Source organism: Paenibacillus sp. QJM3NY_38, from assembly GCF_056173265.1.
Genome location: NZ_CM149665.1, coordinates 1387602 through 1403531, shown reverse-complemented (window position 1 = coordinate 1403531; position 15930 = coordinate 1387602). Strand labels below are relative to the sequence as shown.

General features: G+C 49.8%; 16 protein-coding genes and 1 pseudogene. 4 read left to right on the top strand and 13 right to left on the bottom strand.

The window, feature by feature from the left end; all coding sequences use genetic code 11:
- Positions 1 to 45: 45 nt before the first annotated feature.
- The 6 genes from AC0VZ8_RS06145 to AC0VZ8_RS06120 all read right to left on the bottom strand — a co-directional run bounded on the left by AC0VZ8_RS06145 (position 46) and on the right by AC0VZ8_RS06120 (position 5525).
- On the bottom strand, positions 46 to 432 hold the full coding sequence (locus AC0VZ8_RS06145; RefSeq protein WP_071221275.1) for a RidA family protein: 387 nt from the start codon (positions 430 to 432) through the stop codon (positions 46 to 48).
- An 82-nt stretch (positions 433 to 514) separates the two neighbouring features.
- The gene (gene nhaC, locus AC0VZ8_RS06140) at positions 515 to 2044 is read right to left on the bottom strand and encodes a Na+/H+ antiporter NhaC (RefSeq protein ID WP_475486372.1); all 1530 of its coding nucleotides are present in this window, start codon (positions 2042 to 2044) and stop codon (positions 515 to 517) included.
- A 142-nt stretch (positions 2045 to 2186) separates the two neighbouring features.
- A complete protein-coding gene (locus AC0VZ8_RS06135) occupies positions 2187 to 3359 on the bottom strand; it encodes a MalY/PatB family protein (RefSeq protein ID WP_475486371.1) in 1173 nt (390 codons plus the stop codon).
- A gap of 58 nt (positions 3360 to 3417) precedes the next feature.
- On the bottom strand, positions 3418 to 4089 hold the full coding sequence (locus tag AC0VZ8_RS06130; protein ID WP_071221278.1) for a helix-turn-helix transcriptional regulator: 672 nt from the start codon (positions 4087 to 4089) through the stop codon (positions 3418 to 3420).
- A gap of 334 nt (positions 4090 to 4423) precedes the next feature.
- On the bottom strand, positions 4424 to 4933 hold the full coding sequence (locus AC0VZ8_RS06125) for a CYTH domain-containing protein (RefSeq protein WP_071221279.1): 510 nt from the start codon (positions 4931 to 4933) through the stop codon (positions 4424 to 4426).
- Positions 4934 to 5060: 127 nt separating this feature from the next.
- The gene (locus AC0VZ8_RS06120) at positions 5061 to 5525 is read right to left on the bottom strand and encodes a DinB family protein (RefSeq protein WP_260067096.1); all 465 of its coding nucleotides are present in this window, start codon (positions 5523 to 5525) and stop codon (positions 5061 to 5063) included.
- Positions 5526 to 5765: 240 nt separating this feature from the next.
- Between AC0VZ8_RS06120 and AC0VZ8_RS06115 the strand changes: the two genes are divergently transcribed.
- A complete protein-coding gene (locus tag AC0VZ8_RS06115; RefSeq protein WP_475486370.1) occupies positions 5766 to 6740 on the top strand; it encodes an aldo/keto reductase in 975 nt (324 codons plus the stop codon).
- A 131-nt stretch (positions 6741 to 6871) separates the two neighbouring features.
- Here AC0VZ8_RS06115 and AC0VZ8_RS06110 read toward each other — a convergent pair whose 3' ends face one another.
- Entirely contained in the window at positions 6872 to 7810 is a 939-nt protein-coding gene (locus AC0VZ8_RS06110) for an aldo/keto reductase family protein (protein ID WP_260067098.1), read from the bottom strand.
- A gap of 160 nt (positions 7811 to 7970) precedes the next feature.
- On the opposite strand from AC0VZ8_RS06110, the gene AC0VZ8_RS06105 reads away from it, so the two are divergent.
- Positions 7971 to 8309, top strand: coding sequence for a winged helix-turn-helix transcriptional regulator (locus tag AC0VZ8_RS06105; RefSeq protein WP_036642884.1), 339 nt, complete (start codon positions 7971 to 7973; stop codon positions 8307 to 8309).
- 139 nt (positions 8310 to 8448) lie between these two features.
- Here the strand turns inward: AC0VZ8_RS06105 and AC0VZ8_RS06100 are convergent.
- The 5 genes and pseudogenes from AC0VZ8_RS06100 to AC0VZ8_RS06080 form a co-directional block, all read right to left on the bottom strand.
- Positions 8449 to 8655: pseudogene (locus AC0VZ8_RS06100) on the bottom strand (KGG domain-containing protein); the annotation flags it as partial.
- A gap of 72 nt (positions 8656 to 8727) precedes the next feature.
- Positions 8728 to 9579 (bottom strand): manganese catalase, encoded by an 852-nt coding sequence (locus AC0VZ8_RS06095; protein ID WP_475486369.1) that lies wholly within the window; start codon positions 9577 to 9579, stop codon positions 8728 to 8730.
- Positions 9580 to 9743: 164 nt separating this feature from the next.
- Positions 9744 to 10244 carry a hypothetical protein gene (locus AC0VZ8_RS06090; RefSeq protein ID WP_071221286.1) on the bottom strand — a complete coding sequence of 167 codons (501 nt, stop codon included), beginning with the start codon at positions 10242 to 10244 and terminating at the stop codon, positions 9744 to 9746.
- Between the two features lie 172 nt (positions 10245 to 10416).
- Complete coding sequence (locus tag AC0VZ8_RS06085) at positions 10417 to 11490, bottom strand: glycosyltransferase family 2 protein (RefSeq protein ID WP_475486368.1); 1074 nt, start codon at positions 11488 to 11490, stop codon at positions 10417 to 10419.
- 133 nt (positions 11491 to 11623) lie between these two features.
- Entirely contained in the window at positions 11624 to 12373 is a 750-nt protein-coding gene (locus AC0VZ8_RS06080) for a MerR family transcriptional regulator (RefSeq protein ID WP_475486367.1), read from the bottom strand.
- A gap of 185 nt (positions 12374 to 12558) precedes the next feature.
- On the opposite strand from AC0VZ8_RS06080, the gene AC0VZ8_RS06075 reads away from it, so the two are divergent.
- Positions 12559 to 13518 (top strand): LCP family protein, encoded by a 960-nt coding sequence (locus AC0VZ8_RS06075; protein WP_260067106.1) that lies wholly within the window; start codon positions 12559 to 12561, stop codon positions 13516 to 13518.
- Positions 13519 to 13567: 49 nt separating this feature from the next.
- On the opposite strand, the gene AC0VZ8_RS06070 is transcribed toward AC0VZ8_RS06075, so the two are convergent.
- Entirely contained in the window at positions 13568 to 14347 is a 780-nt protein-coding gene (locus tag AC0VZ8_RS06070) for an AraC family transcriptional regulator (RefSeq protein ID WP_475486366.1), read from the bottom strand.
- A gap of 159 nt (positions 14348 to 14506) precedes the next feature.
- On the opposite strand from AC0VZ8_RS06070, the gene pyk reads away from it, so the two are divergent.
- Positions 14507 to 15922: a pyruvate kinase gene (gene pyk / locus AC0VZ8_RS06065; protein ID WP_475486365.1), complete on the top strand. Its 1416-nt coding sequence runs from the start codon at positions 14507 to 14509 to the stop codon at positions 15920 to 15922.
- Positions 15923 to 15930: the final 8 nt, after the last annotated feature.

The window sequence follows — 15930 nt, the reverse complement described above, 5'->3', positions numbered from 1 at the left end:
TGATGTTCATATTCCTATTTGCAGTACAAAGAAAAAGCGATGGTGTTATGACTTGCTAGCTACCACTTCAATCTCAACCAGTCCATCCTTAGGCAGACGGGCAACCTCCACGGCGCTCCGTGCCGGATACGGCTCTGAAAAGAAAGAAGCATATACCTCGTTGACGGCTTGGAAATCATTCATATCCTTTAAGAAGACCGTCGTCTTGACGATATTCTCCATACCAAAACCGGCAGCTTCCAGAATTGCCTTCACGTTAAGCAGCGAGCGATTCGCCTGCTCTTCTACCGTCGGGGCAAATTGCCCCGACGCATCCATACCAAGCTGACCGGAAGTAAACAGAAGATTTCCGTATTGCACCGCTTGGGAATAAGGGCCGATTGCTCCTGGAGCCTGCTGGGTTGCGATGGTTTTTCTCTCTTGTTGTGTCATGGTGTTCTCTCCTCTTTTGCGTATAAGATCACGCATTTATATTGATGATTTCTTGCCTTTATCAAGAAATATTCATCCTGCATTAATGGACAGATGCAGCTCCTGCATCATCCGCATGAGGCCTGTTCTGGCTGCCTTTATGCGGATTGTCGTACTCCTTCAGCATTTCCTTCTGCTGCTCGGGCGTAAGCTTCGCGATGCCGAACCCGGTAAAGCCCCAGATCGTTGCAAAAATAATCCCCGTCCAGCACAACACCGCCCAAGGCAAATAGGATAGTGTCGCTACGCCCAGCGTACCGGCCATATAGGCACCCGCTGCCGTCCATGGCAGAATCGGTTCGGTAATCGCTGCGGAATCCTCCACCGTCCGCCCCAAATTCTTCGGATGCAGACCGCGTCGGATGTAAGCCTCGCGGAGCATCTCGCCCGGCATCAGGATGGAGACCTGCCCGTTACTGGTTACCCCAATCATGGTCAGACCAGTTGCAATGGTGGCCAGGATCAATGATCCGGTGGAGCGCACATGCTTCAAGAGCTTGTCCACGATCAGCTCCAGCGATTTGGTCAGCGATATGGTGCCGGCAAATGTGATCGCGCTGAAACAGATAAGCAATGTCCCCATCATGGAACTCATCCCGCCCCGGTTAATGAGACGCGGAACATCCGCAATGACGGCACTGGGGTCAAAATTGCTGACATGAACCATCGCGATATCGAATCCGCTGACAACCGAAGTCACCACATCATGCAGCGTGAAGCCATGAAATATCATGCCGTTCACCATCGCCACAATCGACGACAGCAGCATGACGGGAATCGTAGGCTTCTTGGTGATCGAGCCGTACAGAACAATCAGCACAGGCAGGATCAGGAGCAGGTTCCAGTCGTATATCGTTGCCAAGGTGTTCATAATGTCGGTTACCTTCTCGGGAACTCCTATGCTGGACACATGCGTGTTCAGTCCTGTAACCACGTAGACGATCCCCGCCACGAGGAAGGACGGCAGCGTCGTGTACAGCAAATGGCCGATATGCTCATACAGGTTAACGCCGGTGGACAAGGCAGCGATGTTGGTTGTATCCGAAAGCGGAGAAAGCTTGTCCCCGAAGTAAGCCCCCGCTACAACCGCGCCGGCCACAGCCGCAAGATTGGCGTCCATTCCGGCACCAACCCCCATGAAGGCAACTCCGATCGTCCCTGCGGAACCCCAGGAAGTGCCCGTGCATACGGAGACCACGGCCGTAACGAGAAAAGCGGTGATCAACAAAAATTGCGGGTCGATGATTTTCAGGCCGTAATAGATCATCATGGGGATGGTTCCGCCGACCATCCATGCACCGATCATAAATCCGACCACAATCAGGATTAAGATCGCCGGCATGGTTTTCGCAATTTTTTGCGAGATGGATTCCAGAATATCGTTGTAGCTGTAACCCAGCTTAATCGCGATCAGGCCTGCGACAATGGCGGATGCAATAATTAGCGGTTCGGGCGGCAGCTCAAATAATACGTAACCAAGGCACAGCAAAATCACCATCGTAAAAATAGGAAGCAGTGCCAGAAACATGGTCGGCTGCTTTATCATTCGTTCCTCTTTTGGTTTAGCCATCATGGATTCCCCCTGGATGTAAATAAGAAAACATATATCGACGTACCTTCTCAGAAGACAGACCTCATATAGCGGAAGTTTTCTTGCGAGATAAGGATAGTAAGCCTTTGAAGTTTATTCCTTCTGATCTCTTAAACTTTGGTTGTTAACGCTGTAGCGGATAAGCCGCGGCAACCCGCTCGAGGCCTTCCTGCAATACAGGGCGCGGCGCAGCCACGTTGACCCGGATGAAGCCTTTACCGCCGGGTCCGAATGAGGAACCGAAGCTGACGCTGACGCGCGCTTTTTCCTGGATCCACTCTACCAGATCCTCTTCTTGGCGGCTCACGGCCGTACAGTCGATCCACAACAGATACGTCCCTTCAGGATCGATCACGGCCAGCTCCGGCATATGATCGGCTATAAAGGTTCTGGCATAAGCAATGTTGTCTTTGATATAAGCACGAAGTTCCGTTAACCATTCATCACATGATGTGTATGCAACTTCCAGCGCAGGCACGGAGAAGAATGTGGGATTATGAATTCCGGCCTGCAGTAGACCATGCTTAAACCTCCCCCGGAGCTCATCATTGGGAATGATGATGTTAGCGATTTCGAGACTTGCCAGGTTAAAGGTTTTGCCCGGTGATGTGCAGATAATGGAACGATTCGCAATCTCTTCGGACAGCTTGGCGATGACGGTGTGCTCGTGTCCCTCATGAATGAAATCAGCATGGATATCATCGGACACAATCAGTGCGTCATACCGGATGCAAAGCTCCGCCATGCGTTCAAGCTCATCCCTTGTCCATACCCGGCCAACCGGATTGTGCGGGGATATGAGCAGGATCATCTTGACCCCTTCCCGCATTTGCCGCTCCATATCATCGAAATCGATCTCATACCGCCCGTCCGTAAGGATAAGCGGACTTTCAACCAATATCCGATCATTTAACGTAACCGCTTTCGCAACAGGCTGATAAACAGGCGTGTGGATAAGAACCTGATCTCCGATCTCCGTGAACTTCTGTATAATGACCGAAACGGCTTGAATAATGCGCGGACAAAATACGATCCAATCGGGCCGGACCTTCCAGTCATAGGCTTTATCAAGCCAAGTGCGGACAGCTTCGAAGTAAGGCGGGAACGGATCGGTATATCCGTAAATGCCGTGACGCGCAGCCTCCGCGACCTTATCCACCACCAAGGACGGTGCTGGCAGGTCCATATCGGCCACGGAGAGAGAGATCATGTCGTCACCCATGCTCTGCGCCATCCCGTCCCATTTCGCGCAGTTCGTGCCAAAGCGGCTGACAACCTTATCGAAATTAAATGTCATGATGTCACCTTCCATTTGTCTCAGGATGCAATGCGTTTATGATTAGGATGAGAGCCGCTTATTTCAGCTTCTGCAAATAGCGGTACACGGTAGGCTCCGATATGGATAAAGCCGCGGCAACCTTGGATACTCCGCCCTTCAGCAGAAATACGCCTTGCTCATTCAGTTCCTTCACAATCTCGATCTTCTCATTCGAAGATAAACGGTCCGCCGGAATGCTGATTTTGCCCAGGACGGTCTGGATAATATGCTGCAGCAAATCGTCCACGTTCCCCTGCAGGTATTCTGTGGACGGCTTCTCCTCCTTGGGTGCATCCAGGGCTGCCGGCGGCGTAAGCGATCCTCCCTGCAAAATGCTGTTGATCCAGTCGGCCGCAACCTCCATATGCGTAATGTCAATGTTCAAGCACATGAGACCGACCAGCTCGCCGCTCCTGTTCTTAATGAAATACGTAGACGATCGGAAAGTCTGCCCCCGCGCGCCGGAAGCTTTGTAGTTCGCGATGAACTGCTCTTCGCGGTAGGCCTCCGCTTTCAAAATCTTCAATACGAGGTCCGTGGAGGCATCGCCGATCCGACGTCCGCTAATATGACCGTTCTCAATAAAGATGATGGAGCGTTCCGGATCGCTGATATCGTGCACGACCACCTCGCATTGAGGTCCGATGATCGCCGCGATAAAAGAAGCAATCGGAAAATAGCTTTCAAGCAGCTGCTGGTTTTCATTCATGAAGAGCCTCTCCCTTCTCTGATACGCCATCATTTATTATGGATATCATCCATTAGATATAATAATTAATTATCATGATAATATTATATTATAATAATAAAACGTTTACAATGCTTTTGTCAAAAAAAGTCGAACGCTTCTCAAAACACTTTTCAATCGACCATTACAATAAGCCTTACAACAGGATTGTTAAATGCCATAAAAAAGGCTCTTCGCGGACGGTCCGGTATGACCGCTCGCAAGAGCCTTTTTGCAACCACATGAGAACGCGTAGTATCCACATCCCAGCTGCATGCATTTTCTAAGTCAGCTACCCCTTTTGTGACGACTTCCCCTACAATTCCCTGCCAGCTTGCTGCTGCAGTTCCCGCCATACCTTCTTGTTGCTGTATTGTTTCTCCGTGCTGATATCCTGTCCAAACCACGCCGGCGGTACAAAGCCGTCTGCGGCTTCCATAGAAGGAAACTCTACCTCCAGCACCAGCAATTGAATCTGCGCATAATCGTCGATTTCGATGATCGTGTTCCCTAAGCGGGCGGTAACCCGTCTCTTGGTCAGCGGAATCGCGCCATGCGCCTTCACCACTTGGTCATAGAGTCCTTCGGAAATGGCGAACTCTACTTCCTCCCTGGCAATGCCCCACCCTTTTTTGAACGTATGGGTGAATTCAATCTGACCAGATGTCAGATCCGTTATTTTGCGGACACGAAGCTCCTGATCCCCATCCAGCGCCAAATACGTCTGCTCGATGAACTGCTCCTTCTCGACCACGATGCTTCCTTCCGAGATCAAGTCTTCCGGATAAGCCTCCAAAAGGTATTTGCGTTCGATTTCAATCGCCATATTTACATCCTCCAATCGATGATCCCCATCTGTGCCTGATCCCATTATAAGGATCGATCACGGCAGCGACAAACAAAAGCGATAGAAGGATGCGCGAGGGCACTCTTCTATCGCTTCGTTTTCATCGTTACTTTATTAATTTTCTGTATGCCTTAATCGTCTGCGTGTGCATTCCTTCATGATACAAGCTGAACACAAGAAATTCCCCCACGGTTTGGAACGTCAGGGGACCGATGGTCAGCGGATGAGCTGAAGCCTGGTCAAGGCGATTGGAGAAGGTTTCTCGAATTCGGGTCGTTTGCTCCTGCAAAAGCTCTACCAGTTCGGAAATCGCAGGCGGCTTCGACGTCCAATCGGCCGGTTTGGTTCCGGTTGCAAACCACGCCTCGAATCCTTCCGGAATACGGGGCTGCTCGCCCGCCGTTGCAAAAGCGAACTGCTCATGAACGGTATAGATATGTCCCAGGTTCCAGCGAATGCTGTTCGCAAATCCTTCCGGGATGATATCAGCCTCTTGCTCCGTTACATTTTCTACCGACTTTAAGGTCCCGCCTCTGGCAAAATCCAATTGGTTAAAAATCGCTTCATTCATATGATAATCCCCCTTCCAAATGGTTCGTAACTATCCTATCGTAATATTGAGCCTACCGCAAGGAGTCCTAAGGCATTCGCACAGCCTTTAGTATTTGCGCACATACCACTTCATCGATTAGGCTATAAGATATAATTATCTTACATCTATATCATTCTATTGCGTTCGATTCATTTGAACCGATTCCGGAATCATGTTTATACTATAGGAAGAATCATATACATAAAGGAGTGGATCAAGATGAACTACCGCCGTCTTGGCAACAGCGGACTGAAGGTTTCGCAGCTCGGTCTGGGCACGAACGCTTTTGGCAAAAGGGCTGATCAAGGGACATCCGCCCGCATCATTGACCATGCACTGGACCACGGCATCAATTTCATCGATACCGCTAATATTTATGCAGGCTCGGAATCCGAGCGCATCATCGGAGAGGCGCTCGCCGGCAAACGCCATAACGTCGTATTAGCCACGAAAGCCGGGCTCGTAAGCGGCCAAGGGCCGAACGAACGCGGTTCTTCCCGCTATCATCTGCAGCAAGAGCTGGAGAACAGCTTAAAGCGGCTAAAAACCGATTATGTGGACCTGTATCAGATTCATACGTTTGATCCGAATACTCCCCTCGAGGAAACCTTACGCACGCTGGATGATATGGTATCGTCGGGCAAGGTCCGATATATCGGCGCTTCCAACTATGCCGCCTGGGAAATTATGAAGGCGCTCGGGATCAGTGAGCTTCGCGGATACGCCCGGTATGTATCCACCCAAACGAGTTATTCCCTTGCCGACCGTACGCCGGAACTGGAGCTTGTTCCCCTCTGCCTCGATCAGGGCGTTGGCATCATCCCGTATTTCCCGCTGGCCGGGGGCATTCTCACCGGTAAATACGGTCAAGGCGCCAGCACGCCTTCCGGCTCACGTGCGGAAACGGACCCGAACTTCAATCGCTTCCTGGAAGATCGCAATCTGAAGCTTGGGCAGCAGGTCAGCCAGTTGGCTGCAGAGCATGGTCATTCCCCAAGCGCCCTGTCCCTGGCCTGGCTGATGAATCGTCCTGCTGTCTCCACTGTCATTGTCGGAGCTACAAAAACCGAGCAGCTGGACGATAACTTGAAGAGCCTGGAGATTGAGGTTGATGAGGCACTAGGTTCCAGCCTGGATGAAATCAGCGACGACTTTGTTTATGCCAAGCCGTTCGCGACTTATCGATTGGGGTAAACAGCGTTATTACAAATCGAAGAGCTGCGCTAGGGACGATTGCCCTTTTGGCGCAGCTCTGTTTTTTCATCTAGATTTAGAAACTATAATTTAGACAGCACTGAAGATTAGATTACCCTTGAACTACTTCCCTATTTCAAAATCTCTTCAATACGAGTTTGAACATCTTCGCTGAGCTCAATGCCGGCTGCCTTCACGTTCTCGGTTACCTGCTCCGGACGACTTGCGCCGACAAGCGCACTGGCTACGTTCGGCTGGCGCAGAATCCAGGCAAGCGCCAGATTGCCCACCGACACTTCAAGCTCACCCGCAATTTTCTCCAGCTCGCGAACCTTCGCGATTTTCTCCTCGGTAATGCCTTTGCGCATCCACTCCAGCTTCGCGGCACGGCTGCCCTCTGGAATATCGGAAGCCGAAGTATACTTGCCTGTTAGCAAGCCTTGAGCCAATGGGGAGAATACGACCTGCCCAATGCCGGAACGCTCGCTGAGCGGAATGATTTCCTTTTCGATATAACGTTCAAACATATTGTAGATGGGTTGATTGACCACGATGCGGTCGAGCAGGTAACGATCCGCTACTGTCAATGCCTCCGCGATTTGCGATGCCTGCCACTCGCTGACGCCGACATAAAGCACCTTGCCCTGGCGAACAAGGTCGTCGATCGCGCGAAGCGTCTCGTCAAGCGGCGTTTCCGGGTCATGACGATGGCAGTAGAAAATATCCACGTAATCATGGTTAAGCCGCTTCAAGCTGGCATGTGCCTGTTCCATAATATGCTTGCGGGACAAGCCGCGATCGTTCGGGCCATCGCCCATGGGCCAAAAAGCCTTGGTCGCCAGCACGTAAGACTCGCGCGGATACGCTTTCAGAGTTTCGCCAACCAACACTTCCGCTGCACCTTTTTCATATACATTCGCCGTATCAAAAAAGTTAATGCCCAGATCATAAGCCGTTTTAATTGCGTTTACCGCGTTCTCGCGTTCCACATAACCACCGTATGTAAGCCAGCTTCCCAAGCTGATCTCACTAACCTTGAGACCAGTGCGTCCTAATCTTCTGTATTTCATGGCAATTCCTCCTTCAATCGAATAACTTGGATGCTGCATTATCTATTCTAAAGTAGTTCCTATTCCCAGGGAAGAAGTGAAATGTTCTTCACTATATTATAGAGAGGATAGTTGATATACTTGAGTATAGTTAATAGAATACCGGAAGGAGCCTACCCATATGGGAAATAAATCGAGCAGTTACATACCGAAAACACCCGAACATATCGAATGTAATATTGAAAAAACACTGTTGGTCTTAGGCGGAAAATGGGCATTTCTCGTCATCCGCGAGCTCTTTGGCGGCACGAAGCGTTTTGGCGAGCTGCAGCGGAAAATCCCGAATGTCAGCCCGCGGGCGCTGACCACGACGCTCCGCCATCTGGAAGAACAGGGCGTTCTTGAACGCGAAGTATTCCCTACCGTTCCGGTTACGGTGGAATACACGCTGACGCCGAAAGGCATGGACCTGCATGTCATCTGCAAGGAAATGAAGCTGTGGGCGGCGCGGTGGACTTGACTTCAAGTTGACTTGATGTATCTTTGCAACCGTGCTTGGAACCAGCGTTCAGCACAAAAAAAGCAGCGACGGATTCCGTTTAACCGGAACCGCCGCTGCTTTTTTAAGCTTGCTATTTTTTTATTATAGATTACATTTAATCGTTATTGTTTTGATTGCCGCGGGATTCTCCGCCCTTGCGGCCGATTTCCTCATAGAATTCCTTATCATGGGACTCCGATGTGGCTTCTCCGCCTTTACGGCCGATTTCCTGATAAAACTCCTTGTCGTGATTCTTGGCCGTTGCTTCGCCGCCTTTGCGTCCCGCTTCTTCTCTGCTCATTTTGTTACCGTTGTTGTTAGCCATTGTTCATCACTCCTAAGTTGTTTTTTGTTGCTGCTATGTCATGTATTTAACCCATCCGTAAACAATTAAACATTACTTTTCAAATCCTTCATTCACCACATATGGACCTGTGCCAAGCGTAGAATGCTGGTGTTTTGCCGGAGGATTTAATACGGGTGCGTCACCGTAGGCTGTCGGATTAGCCACATATTCGAAATCGCCGGTACCGTCCGGCAGCGGTCCGTTCGCCCAGCGTCCCGCACTGCTCTCCTCGCCAACCGAGAAATTCATGAATTGGCGTGTAGCTTCTTCTACGCTGCGTTCGCGCGGGAACGAAGCAGGAGCAATCGGACCTTCAATGGCCTCGATCTCTTCAATCGCGGCCAGCCACTGGTTCTGGTGCATGATATCACGGGCTATCATGAAGGACAGCATGTCCCGGACGCCAGGATCCGTCGTCTGCTCATACAAGCGTACAACCTGAAGCAGACCTTGCGATTCGGCATTCAGATTCGCACGGAAGTCAGCCAGCAGATTCCCGCTCGCTATGATGTACTTGCTGTTCCATGGATATCCGTTGCTGTCCGTCGGGGTTGCTCCAAGTCCCGATACGATTGAATGCTGAGGATTCATGCCCCCGAGTGCGGCGGCAATCATCGGGTCCTTCGCCGCTTCATCGACTTGATCCGCAGGAGCGCCGTCAAGAAGCTGGGCTATCATCGTGCTCAACATCTCGACATGGCCAATCTCCTCGGTTCCGATATCCAGCAGCATATCCCGATACTTCCGGTCTGCCCGGCAGTTAAATCCTTGGAAGAGATACTGCATCATGACGGACATTTCACCATACTGGCCACCCAACACCTCTTGAAGCTTTCTCGCGTATACCGGATCCGGCTTCTCAGGTTTTGCCCGGAACTGAAGTTCTTTCATGTGAATAAACATCCATATCGTCCTCCCTCGTATGCGTGATGGTAAGTCCGATTATTTCTTACCCGGTCCGATCGAGATTAAACAGCGGTAACTCATGATGTTCCCAGCTTCTATGTACCGGTAAAATGATAAAAGCCGCGACCCGCGCGGCTGAATCATCAAACTATATTGCTATATCAATTGATCCGGACCCCTTCAAACCGGGTAGCGAATCCGCTGAGAATTGTGCCGTTTTCTCCGGTTGCCCTTGCAAATACCTCCACTCGATCGCGAGCCATTAATTGTATCAGTCCGGCGGCATCAATTTTCCCTGTTCTCGGCTCAAAGTTTTCTTCCTCCGATATTCTCGGGACGCCGTTAACCCGAATCTCCAAATCCATTCGAACAGGCGTAAGCGTGATCGTTGTAAAAGAAACGCTGGCCAACAGGGAGTAGATACCTCTTTGCTTAGGAGTGAAGGTCGATGTTGATGAATTGTATTCATTCTTAAGATCCAATTCTTCAACTTGATATTGGACTTTGCTGAATACGCCGTCAGTGATTTCTTGGTCGATGCCAGAAACCGCTCTAAACGCGGATTTTCTTATTTTTCCGACACGCTTCTTCTTAGATGCGGCATGCTTACTGAGCGTTTTCTTGTGGACAGGCTTTCTGGACCCTGATCGTTTGAATGCCATTTCACTCTCCTCCTGTCGTTCTATCCATATTCTCTACGAAACTAGTTTCATAGTAGTATATCGATTCATAGATTTAGCAGAAACGGCATATGCCCAAACGACATAAAAAAGGCACGATCCAGTACTCCAACATGACAGAACCGACAGGGCGGCGGTTAGAGCCGTCGATTACTTACAAGCGGAGCTTCTCCTCCAGCAATTGTTTGTTATATAAAATGTCGGGATCATCCGGAGCGTACGATAAAGCCCTCTCATTATGTTCATAAGCCTGCTCCAGCTGCCCTAGTTTTCCGTAACAATATGTCAGCTGCAAATGGGGAAACCATGTCCATGCCGCTTGATTAACGCCGTATAATCGATTGCCCGGCATCTCCAGCTTGAGCGCCAATTCGTACCAGTGAACCGCTTTTTCATAATCGTTGAGTTCTTGGAAATAGTACGCGATCCGGCATACATAGTCGGCCCGCGGAACGTCATAATTAAACGTCTTTAACAGGGATTGCAGTTCTTGTTCTTTTTGTCCCAGCTCGTGGTAACAATGCGCCATGCGATCACACGCATCCAGTTTTTCCTCAAAATAGCTGACCGGATCATGAATAATCGTTTCATATATTTCAATGGCCTTGTCATAATAGGCGCTCGCAGACAATTCCATTGCATAATGCAGCAGCTGGCGCTTGGAGAGGGTGCCTCCCTTCGCAAGATGGGCCTCATAAATACGCAAATTCCGCCCGGAATCCGTGTGTACGCGTCCATGACTAACGGCAATGTCGGATAACATGATATTTCCCTCAACCTCTAAATGCTCATGCACCGGATCACGCCATTGAAACTGCCTAGAACGCTTCACCAGCCGGTTTCTTTTAACAACTGCCGTGGGCTTCCCCAACGGATCGAAGGCAAGGTAGTAATCCATGCATACGGAGTCCACCGCCGGGTCCAAATTTGGTTTGAGTGCCTTGAACCTTTCCAGATCGGCTGGCTGCAGCCAATCATCCGCATCCAGCCATAAGATATACTCCTTCGTCGCATGAGAGAACGAATAGTTCCTTGCAGCGGAAAAATCGTCGATCCAATCAAAATGAAAGATTCGAGCCTCATATTTGGCTGCAATTCCGAGCGTATGGTCCGTTGACCCCGTATCTACGATGACAATCTCGTCAACGACATCCTTAACGGAGTTTAAGCACCGATCCAACACTTGCTCCTCGTTCTTTACAATCAAGCACAAACTAATCGTTATCATGTCCAGACCCCCCATAAACTTGTCTCCCAGACATCATATGGAATGCCATCTCGAGAGGTTTGGACAATAAATCATAGACATAGCAAAAAAGACCGCGATTTAAGCGGTCTTGATCGATGGAGAACGGCCTGTATTATGTCTGTTGTGCGTACGCCTCGGCAGCCGCATGCAGATAATAAGCCAGCCCCGTCTGCTGCTCCTCCAGCATCCGGAGATGAAAGTCGTCACTCAGGAAAAACTTCGTTTGACCCGCAAAATCCGCAGCCGTAAAGGCGTGGCCCTGCTCATTCATAAACTGCAGATGATCGCGAATCGAATCTCTTACTTGCGCATCATCGTGCTTAATCCCCGTTATCAACGCGTTTGCCATGCCTGCCATAAAGGCAGCCGCTTCCCTTGCCTGCTCGTTCATGCTTGGAACATCGACGGGTTCACCTTCGAGCAAATCCATATCATACTGCTCTTTCAGGTGTTCATTCTGCTCCGTTAAAGCTGCCTCCCATTCTTCTTCGCTCTCAAAACCTTTGAACAATTCCTGAGGCTCCATGCGCTTGCCCTCCTCTGTACTGGTTATGGATATTCTTAAGGTTTTCAGAATTGCATTCAATCGATCCGCGCGGTCCATCAGCAACTTCTCCTGTTGTAACAGCATCTGCCGCCGTTCAGGAGTTTCCTCCATCAGCACCTTGATTTGTTCCAGCGGAAAATCCATTTCCCTGTAAAACAGAATGTGCTGCAATCGCTCCAGCTCGACTGCACCGTACAAGCGATAACCTGCTTCGCTGATCTCGGCCGGCTGAAGCAAACCGATTTTATGATAATGATGCAGCGCTTTGATGGTCACCCCAGACAGCTCCGAAACCTCTTTTACCGTGTATATCATAATGTTCTTCCTCCTTCGACTTCCAGTCTAAGGTCTCCCCTTGGAGGAGAGTCAAATTCGTTATTTATCTAAGGTTTATTGCCTCTTGAGAATCGCTTCTTACGGGAAAATATGATTTTTGTTCATTATTTTGCTAGAATGGTCCATTATGCAGTTAGTAAAACAGAAAGGATGTTATAGAAACTATGAAAAGGAAATGGCTAAAATACACCATGCTCTTAGTATCCGTTGGAATCTTGGGGATTATCTCGTACTATACCTACGCTATCATACAGTTCTCAAACCAAATTTCGACCGCATCGAATCCGGTGGAGCCAACGGAAACGTCAGGTTCCGCATCAGAGGAAATCATCGAAATACCGAAGTGGGAGGGTAAAGAACGCATTAATATTCTCTTAATTGGAGGCGACTCCCGTGGAGACGATGCCGGCAGATCCGACACCATGCTGGTGGCCTCCATCGATCCTGTCACGAAAAGAGCCCATTTGTTCTCGATTTTGCGAGACACCTATGTGAATATCCCCGGCCATGGCAAAGGACGACTGAATTCGGCATTTGCTTACGGCGGAATCGAGCTGACCAGACAAACCATCAGCGATCTGCTGGACCTGCCTATACATAAATACGTTTACACCGATTTTGTCGGATTCATAGCCCTAGTCGATGCCATTGGCGGAGTCGACATTGAGGTTGAGAAAGACATGTATTACACAAGCAAAGCGGACAAGCATATGTACGACATCGATTTAAAACAAGGCCTGCAGCATCTCGACGGCAAGATGGCGCTGCAGTACGTCCGATTCCGGCACGATGCGAAGTCCGATTTCGGCCGTACGGAACGACAACGGATTCTCATGACGGAAGTCGCCAAGAAGATGCAGACCACGGGCTCATTAATCAAGCTTCCCAGCATCCTGGATTCAATTGCGCCATACATCGAAACCGATCTAAGCCCTAAAGAAATGCTGAAGCTGATGGCTCTGGGTTTTGATGTGAATCTGGATAAAATCGACCAGCAGCAGCTCCCGCCATTCTCGCTGCTGACCAACGAGAAGGTCGGTCGGGCACAGGTGCTCGGCGTAGATAAAAACAAATTGCAGCAGTATGTGAAGCAGTTATTCGAAAATGACGCCGGAATAAAATAGCGATCATCGAAAGAGGGCATAGATAGCCCTCTTTTCTACGTTAAATCTCCTATATCGTTCGTGGACGCTCATGCAATAAATCCGATGGAGCGGTGCCCGTGACTCGTTTATAGATTCTATAGAAGTAGGAGAGGTCCTGATATCCGAGAAATACGGCAATCTCCTGTACCGTCAGCTGCGATTCCGTTAACAAATACACTGCCCGTTTGATCCGCTGAGCGTGCACGTACTGGCTGATGGTCTGCCCTGTAACGCTTTTAAAAAGTACCGCTGCGTAATTGGGGGTTTTGCCGATGACATCGCCCAGCTCCTCTTTTGTTATTTTCTCACGGTAATGCCGCTCGATATAAGACTTCATCCGGTCCACGTTCAAGTGCTTCTCCGGCGTGGTGACGCCCTTGTCCAGCTCACGGCTGATATAAATCAACACTTCGGTCAATAATGCTTCGATCATCAAGACATAATAAGATGGGCGTTCCTGCCACTGCTGATGGATCACCTTCAACCGTTCGCGGATTAACTCATAAACACCCGGTTTAAACTTCAAGGCTTCTTTCCGATCCAGCATGGATAAGTCCGACGAGGCGCCTTCCGTCCATGCAACGACGATTTGCGTGTGCGTCACGGTAGGGATGCTTTTACCATAATACGGAACGCCGGCTGGAATAAGCAGCAATTCCCCTTTCTCCATAATCTGCTTATCGCCATTCACCCAATATACGCATTTTCCATAGGTCACAAGGCTTAAGCGCCATGCTCTTTGCTCATGATCAGCTTCATCATACCAATCGACACCGCTAATTTGCTCTACTTCTATCGGAGTGATCATAACTCACCTCAACTGCGATACTATAATCCATCCATTGTACTATAGTTCATATCATGATTCGACAAGACAGGCTACAATGTGATCATTAGGGAAGTTTGAATGAAGTCGAAATGCTGTATAAAAGCAGAAGAGAACAAATAAAAGGAGGAACAAACAGCCATGCTAAAAACTAAAATCATTTGTACGATGGGACCCGCGTGCGATTCCATTGAGCTGTTGAAGAACATGATTCAGGAGGGAATGACCGTTGCCCGTTTGAATATGGCACATGGTGAGCTGGAGGATCACGTCACCCGGATCCGGAATGTTCGCCGGGCCGCAGCCGAATTAAACACGTATGTCCCGATCATGATGGACATAAAAGGACCTGAAGTACGGATCGGCAAGCTGAAGGAGGCTTCCTGCCTTCTGAAACCAGGTGAGGAGCTGATCCTGACTACCGAAGAAATTCTTGGCGATGCCCAGCGCATCTCGGTCAATTATGCCGAGCTGAATCTAGTGGTTAAACCGGGAGACCGCATCCTGATCGATGACGGCCTCGTGGACCTGAACGTTCTGCGCGTCGACGGACCGGACATTCTTTGCAAAATTATCAGCGGCGGGGTGCTTAAACCACGTAAAGGCGTCAACCTCCCTGGGATCAAAACGACGCTTCCCGGCGTCACCGAGCGTGACGTCATGCATATCGGCTTCGGCCTGGAGAACGACATTGAGATCATTGCCGCTTCTTTCGTGCGCCATGGCGACAACATCCGCGAAATCCGCAGCATCCTGAAAGAACGCGGCGCGGAGCATGTACAGATCATATCCAAGATCGAAAACGGAGAGGGCATGGAGAACCTCGACGACATCATTGAAGCATCCGACGGAATCATGGTTGCCCGCGGAGACCTTGGCGTCGAAGTGCCAATCGAAGAAGTGCCTATGATGCAAAAAGAAATGATCGATAAATGCAACCTGGCAGGCAAACCGGTTATCGTGGCAACGCATATGCTGGAGTCGATGCAGGTCAATCCCCGTCCAACCCGCTCCGAGGTGAGCGACGTGGCTAACGCGGTGATCCAGGGCGCTGACGTGGTCATGCTCTCGGGCAAATCCGCTGCCGGTAAATATCCGGTAGAATCCGTGCGCACGATGGCGGCAGTCGCCCGCCGCGCCGAGACGATGATTGATTATAAAGACCAATTCGCTTTCAAATCCAGACAGCAGGTAGCCGATATTACCGAGGTTATTAGCCAGGGTGCGGTTAGCTCCTCCCTCGTGCTGAATGCCAAAGCGATCATCACGGCAACGGAGAGCGGATTTACAGCACGGATGATTTCGAAATACCGTCCAAAGGCACCGATTATCGCGGTCACGCAGCATGAAGAAGTGCTGGCCAAGATCTGCTTGCTCTCCGGTGTCATTCCGGTAAAAGGCGACAAAGTCACAACGACGGACGAAATGTTCGAATCCGCTACCCGCAATGCCATCAAAACAGGCTACATCGAAAAAGGCGATATTATCGTATTGTCAGCCGGCGTGCCGATCGGTCAATCCGGCAACACGAATCTGATTAAGATTCTGCAAGTGTAACTTTATAA

Coding starts and splice junctions, on each gene's coding strand:
- AC0VZ8_RS06125 (WP_071221279.1), bottom strand. CDS start 4,933: ATGGCGATTGAAATCGAACGCAAATACCTTTTGGAGGCTTATCCGGAA.
- AC0VZ8_RS06115 (WP_475486370.1), top strand. CDS start 5,766: ATGAACTACCGCCGTCTTGGCAACAGCGGACTGAAGGTTTCGCAGCTC.
- AC0VZ8_RS06095 (WP_475486369.1), bottom strand. CDS start 9,579: ATGTTTATTCACATGAAAGAACTTCAGTTCCGGGCAAAACCTGAGAAG.
- pyk (WP_475486365.1), top strand. CDS start 14,507: ATGCTAAAAACTAAAATCATTTGTACGATGGGACCCGCGTGCGATTCC.
- AC0VZ8_RS06105 (WP_036642884.1), top strand. CDS start 7,971: ATGGGAAATAAATCGAGCAGTTACATACCGAAAACACCCGAACATATC.
- AC0VZ8_RS06080 (WP_475486367.1), bottom strand. CDS start 12,373: ATGATATACACGGTAAAAGAGGTTTCGGAGCTGTCTGGGGTGACCATC.
- AC0VZ8_RS06070 (WP_475486366.1), bottom strand. CDS start 14,347: ATGATCACTCCGATAGAAGTAGAGCAAATTAGCGGTGTCGATTGGTAT.
- AC0VZ8_RS06120 (WP_260067096.1), bottom strand. CDS start 5,525: ATGAATGAAGCGATTTTTAACCAATTGGATTTTGCCAGAGGCGGGACC.
- AC0VZ8_RS06135 (WP_475486371.1), bottom strand. CDS start 3,359: ATGACATTTAATTTCGATAAGGTTGTCAGCCGCTTTGGCACGAACTGC.
- AC0VZ8_RS06130 (WP_071221278.1), bottom strand. CDS start 4,089: ATGAATGAAAACCAGCAGCTGCTTGAAAGCTATTTTCCGATTGCTTCT.
- AC0VZ8_RS06110 (WP_260067098.1), bottom strand. CDS start 7,810: ATGAAATACAGAAGATTAGGACGCACTGGTCTCAAGGTTAGTGAGATC.
- AC0VZ8_RS06145 (WP_071221275.1), bottom strand. CDS start 432: ATGACACAACAAGAGAGAAAAACCATCGCAACCCAGCAGGCTCCAGGA.
- AC0VZ8_RS06085 (WP_475486368.1), bottom strand. CDS start 11,490: ATGATAACGATTAGTTTGTGCTTGATTGTAAAGAACGAGGAGCAAGTG.
- AC0VZ8_RS06075 (WP_260067106.1), top strand. CDS start 12,559: ATGAAAAGGAAATGGCTAAAATACACCATGCTCTTAGTATCCGTTGGA.
- AC0VZ8_RS06090 (WP_071221286.1), bottom strand. CDS start 10,244: ATGGCATTCAAACGATCAGGGTCCAGAAAGCCTGTCCACAAGAAAACG.
- nhaC (WP_475486372.1), bottom strand. CDS start 2,044: ATGATGGCTAAACCAAAAGAGGAACGAATGATAAAGCAGCCGACCATG.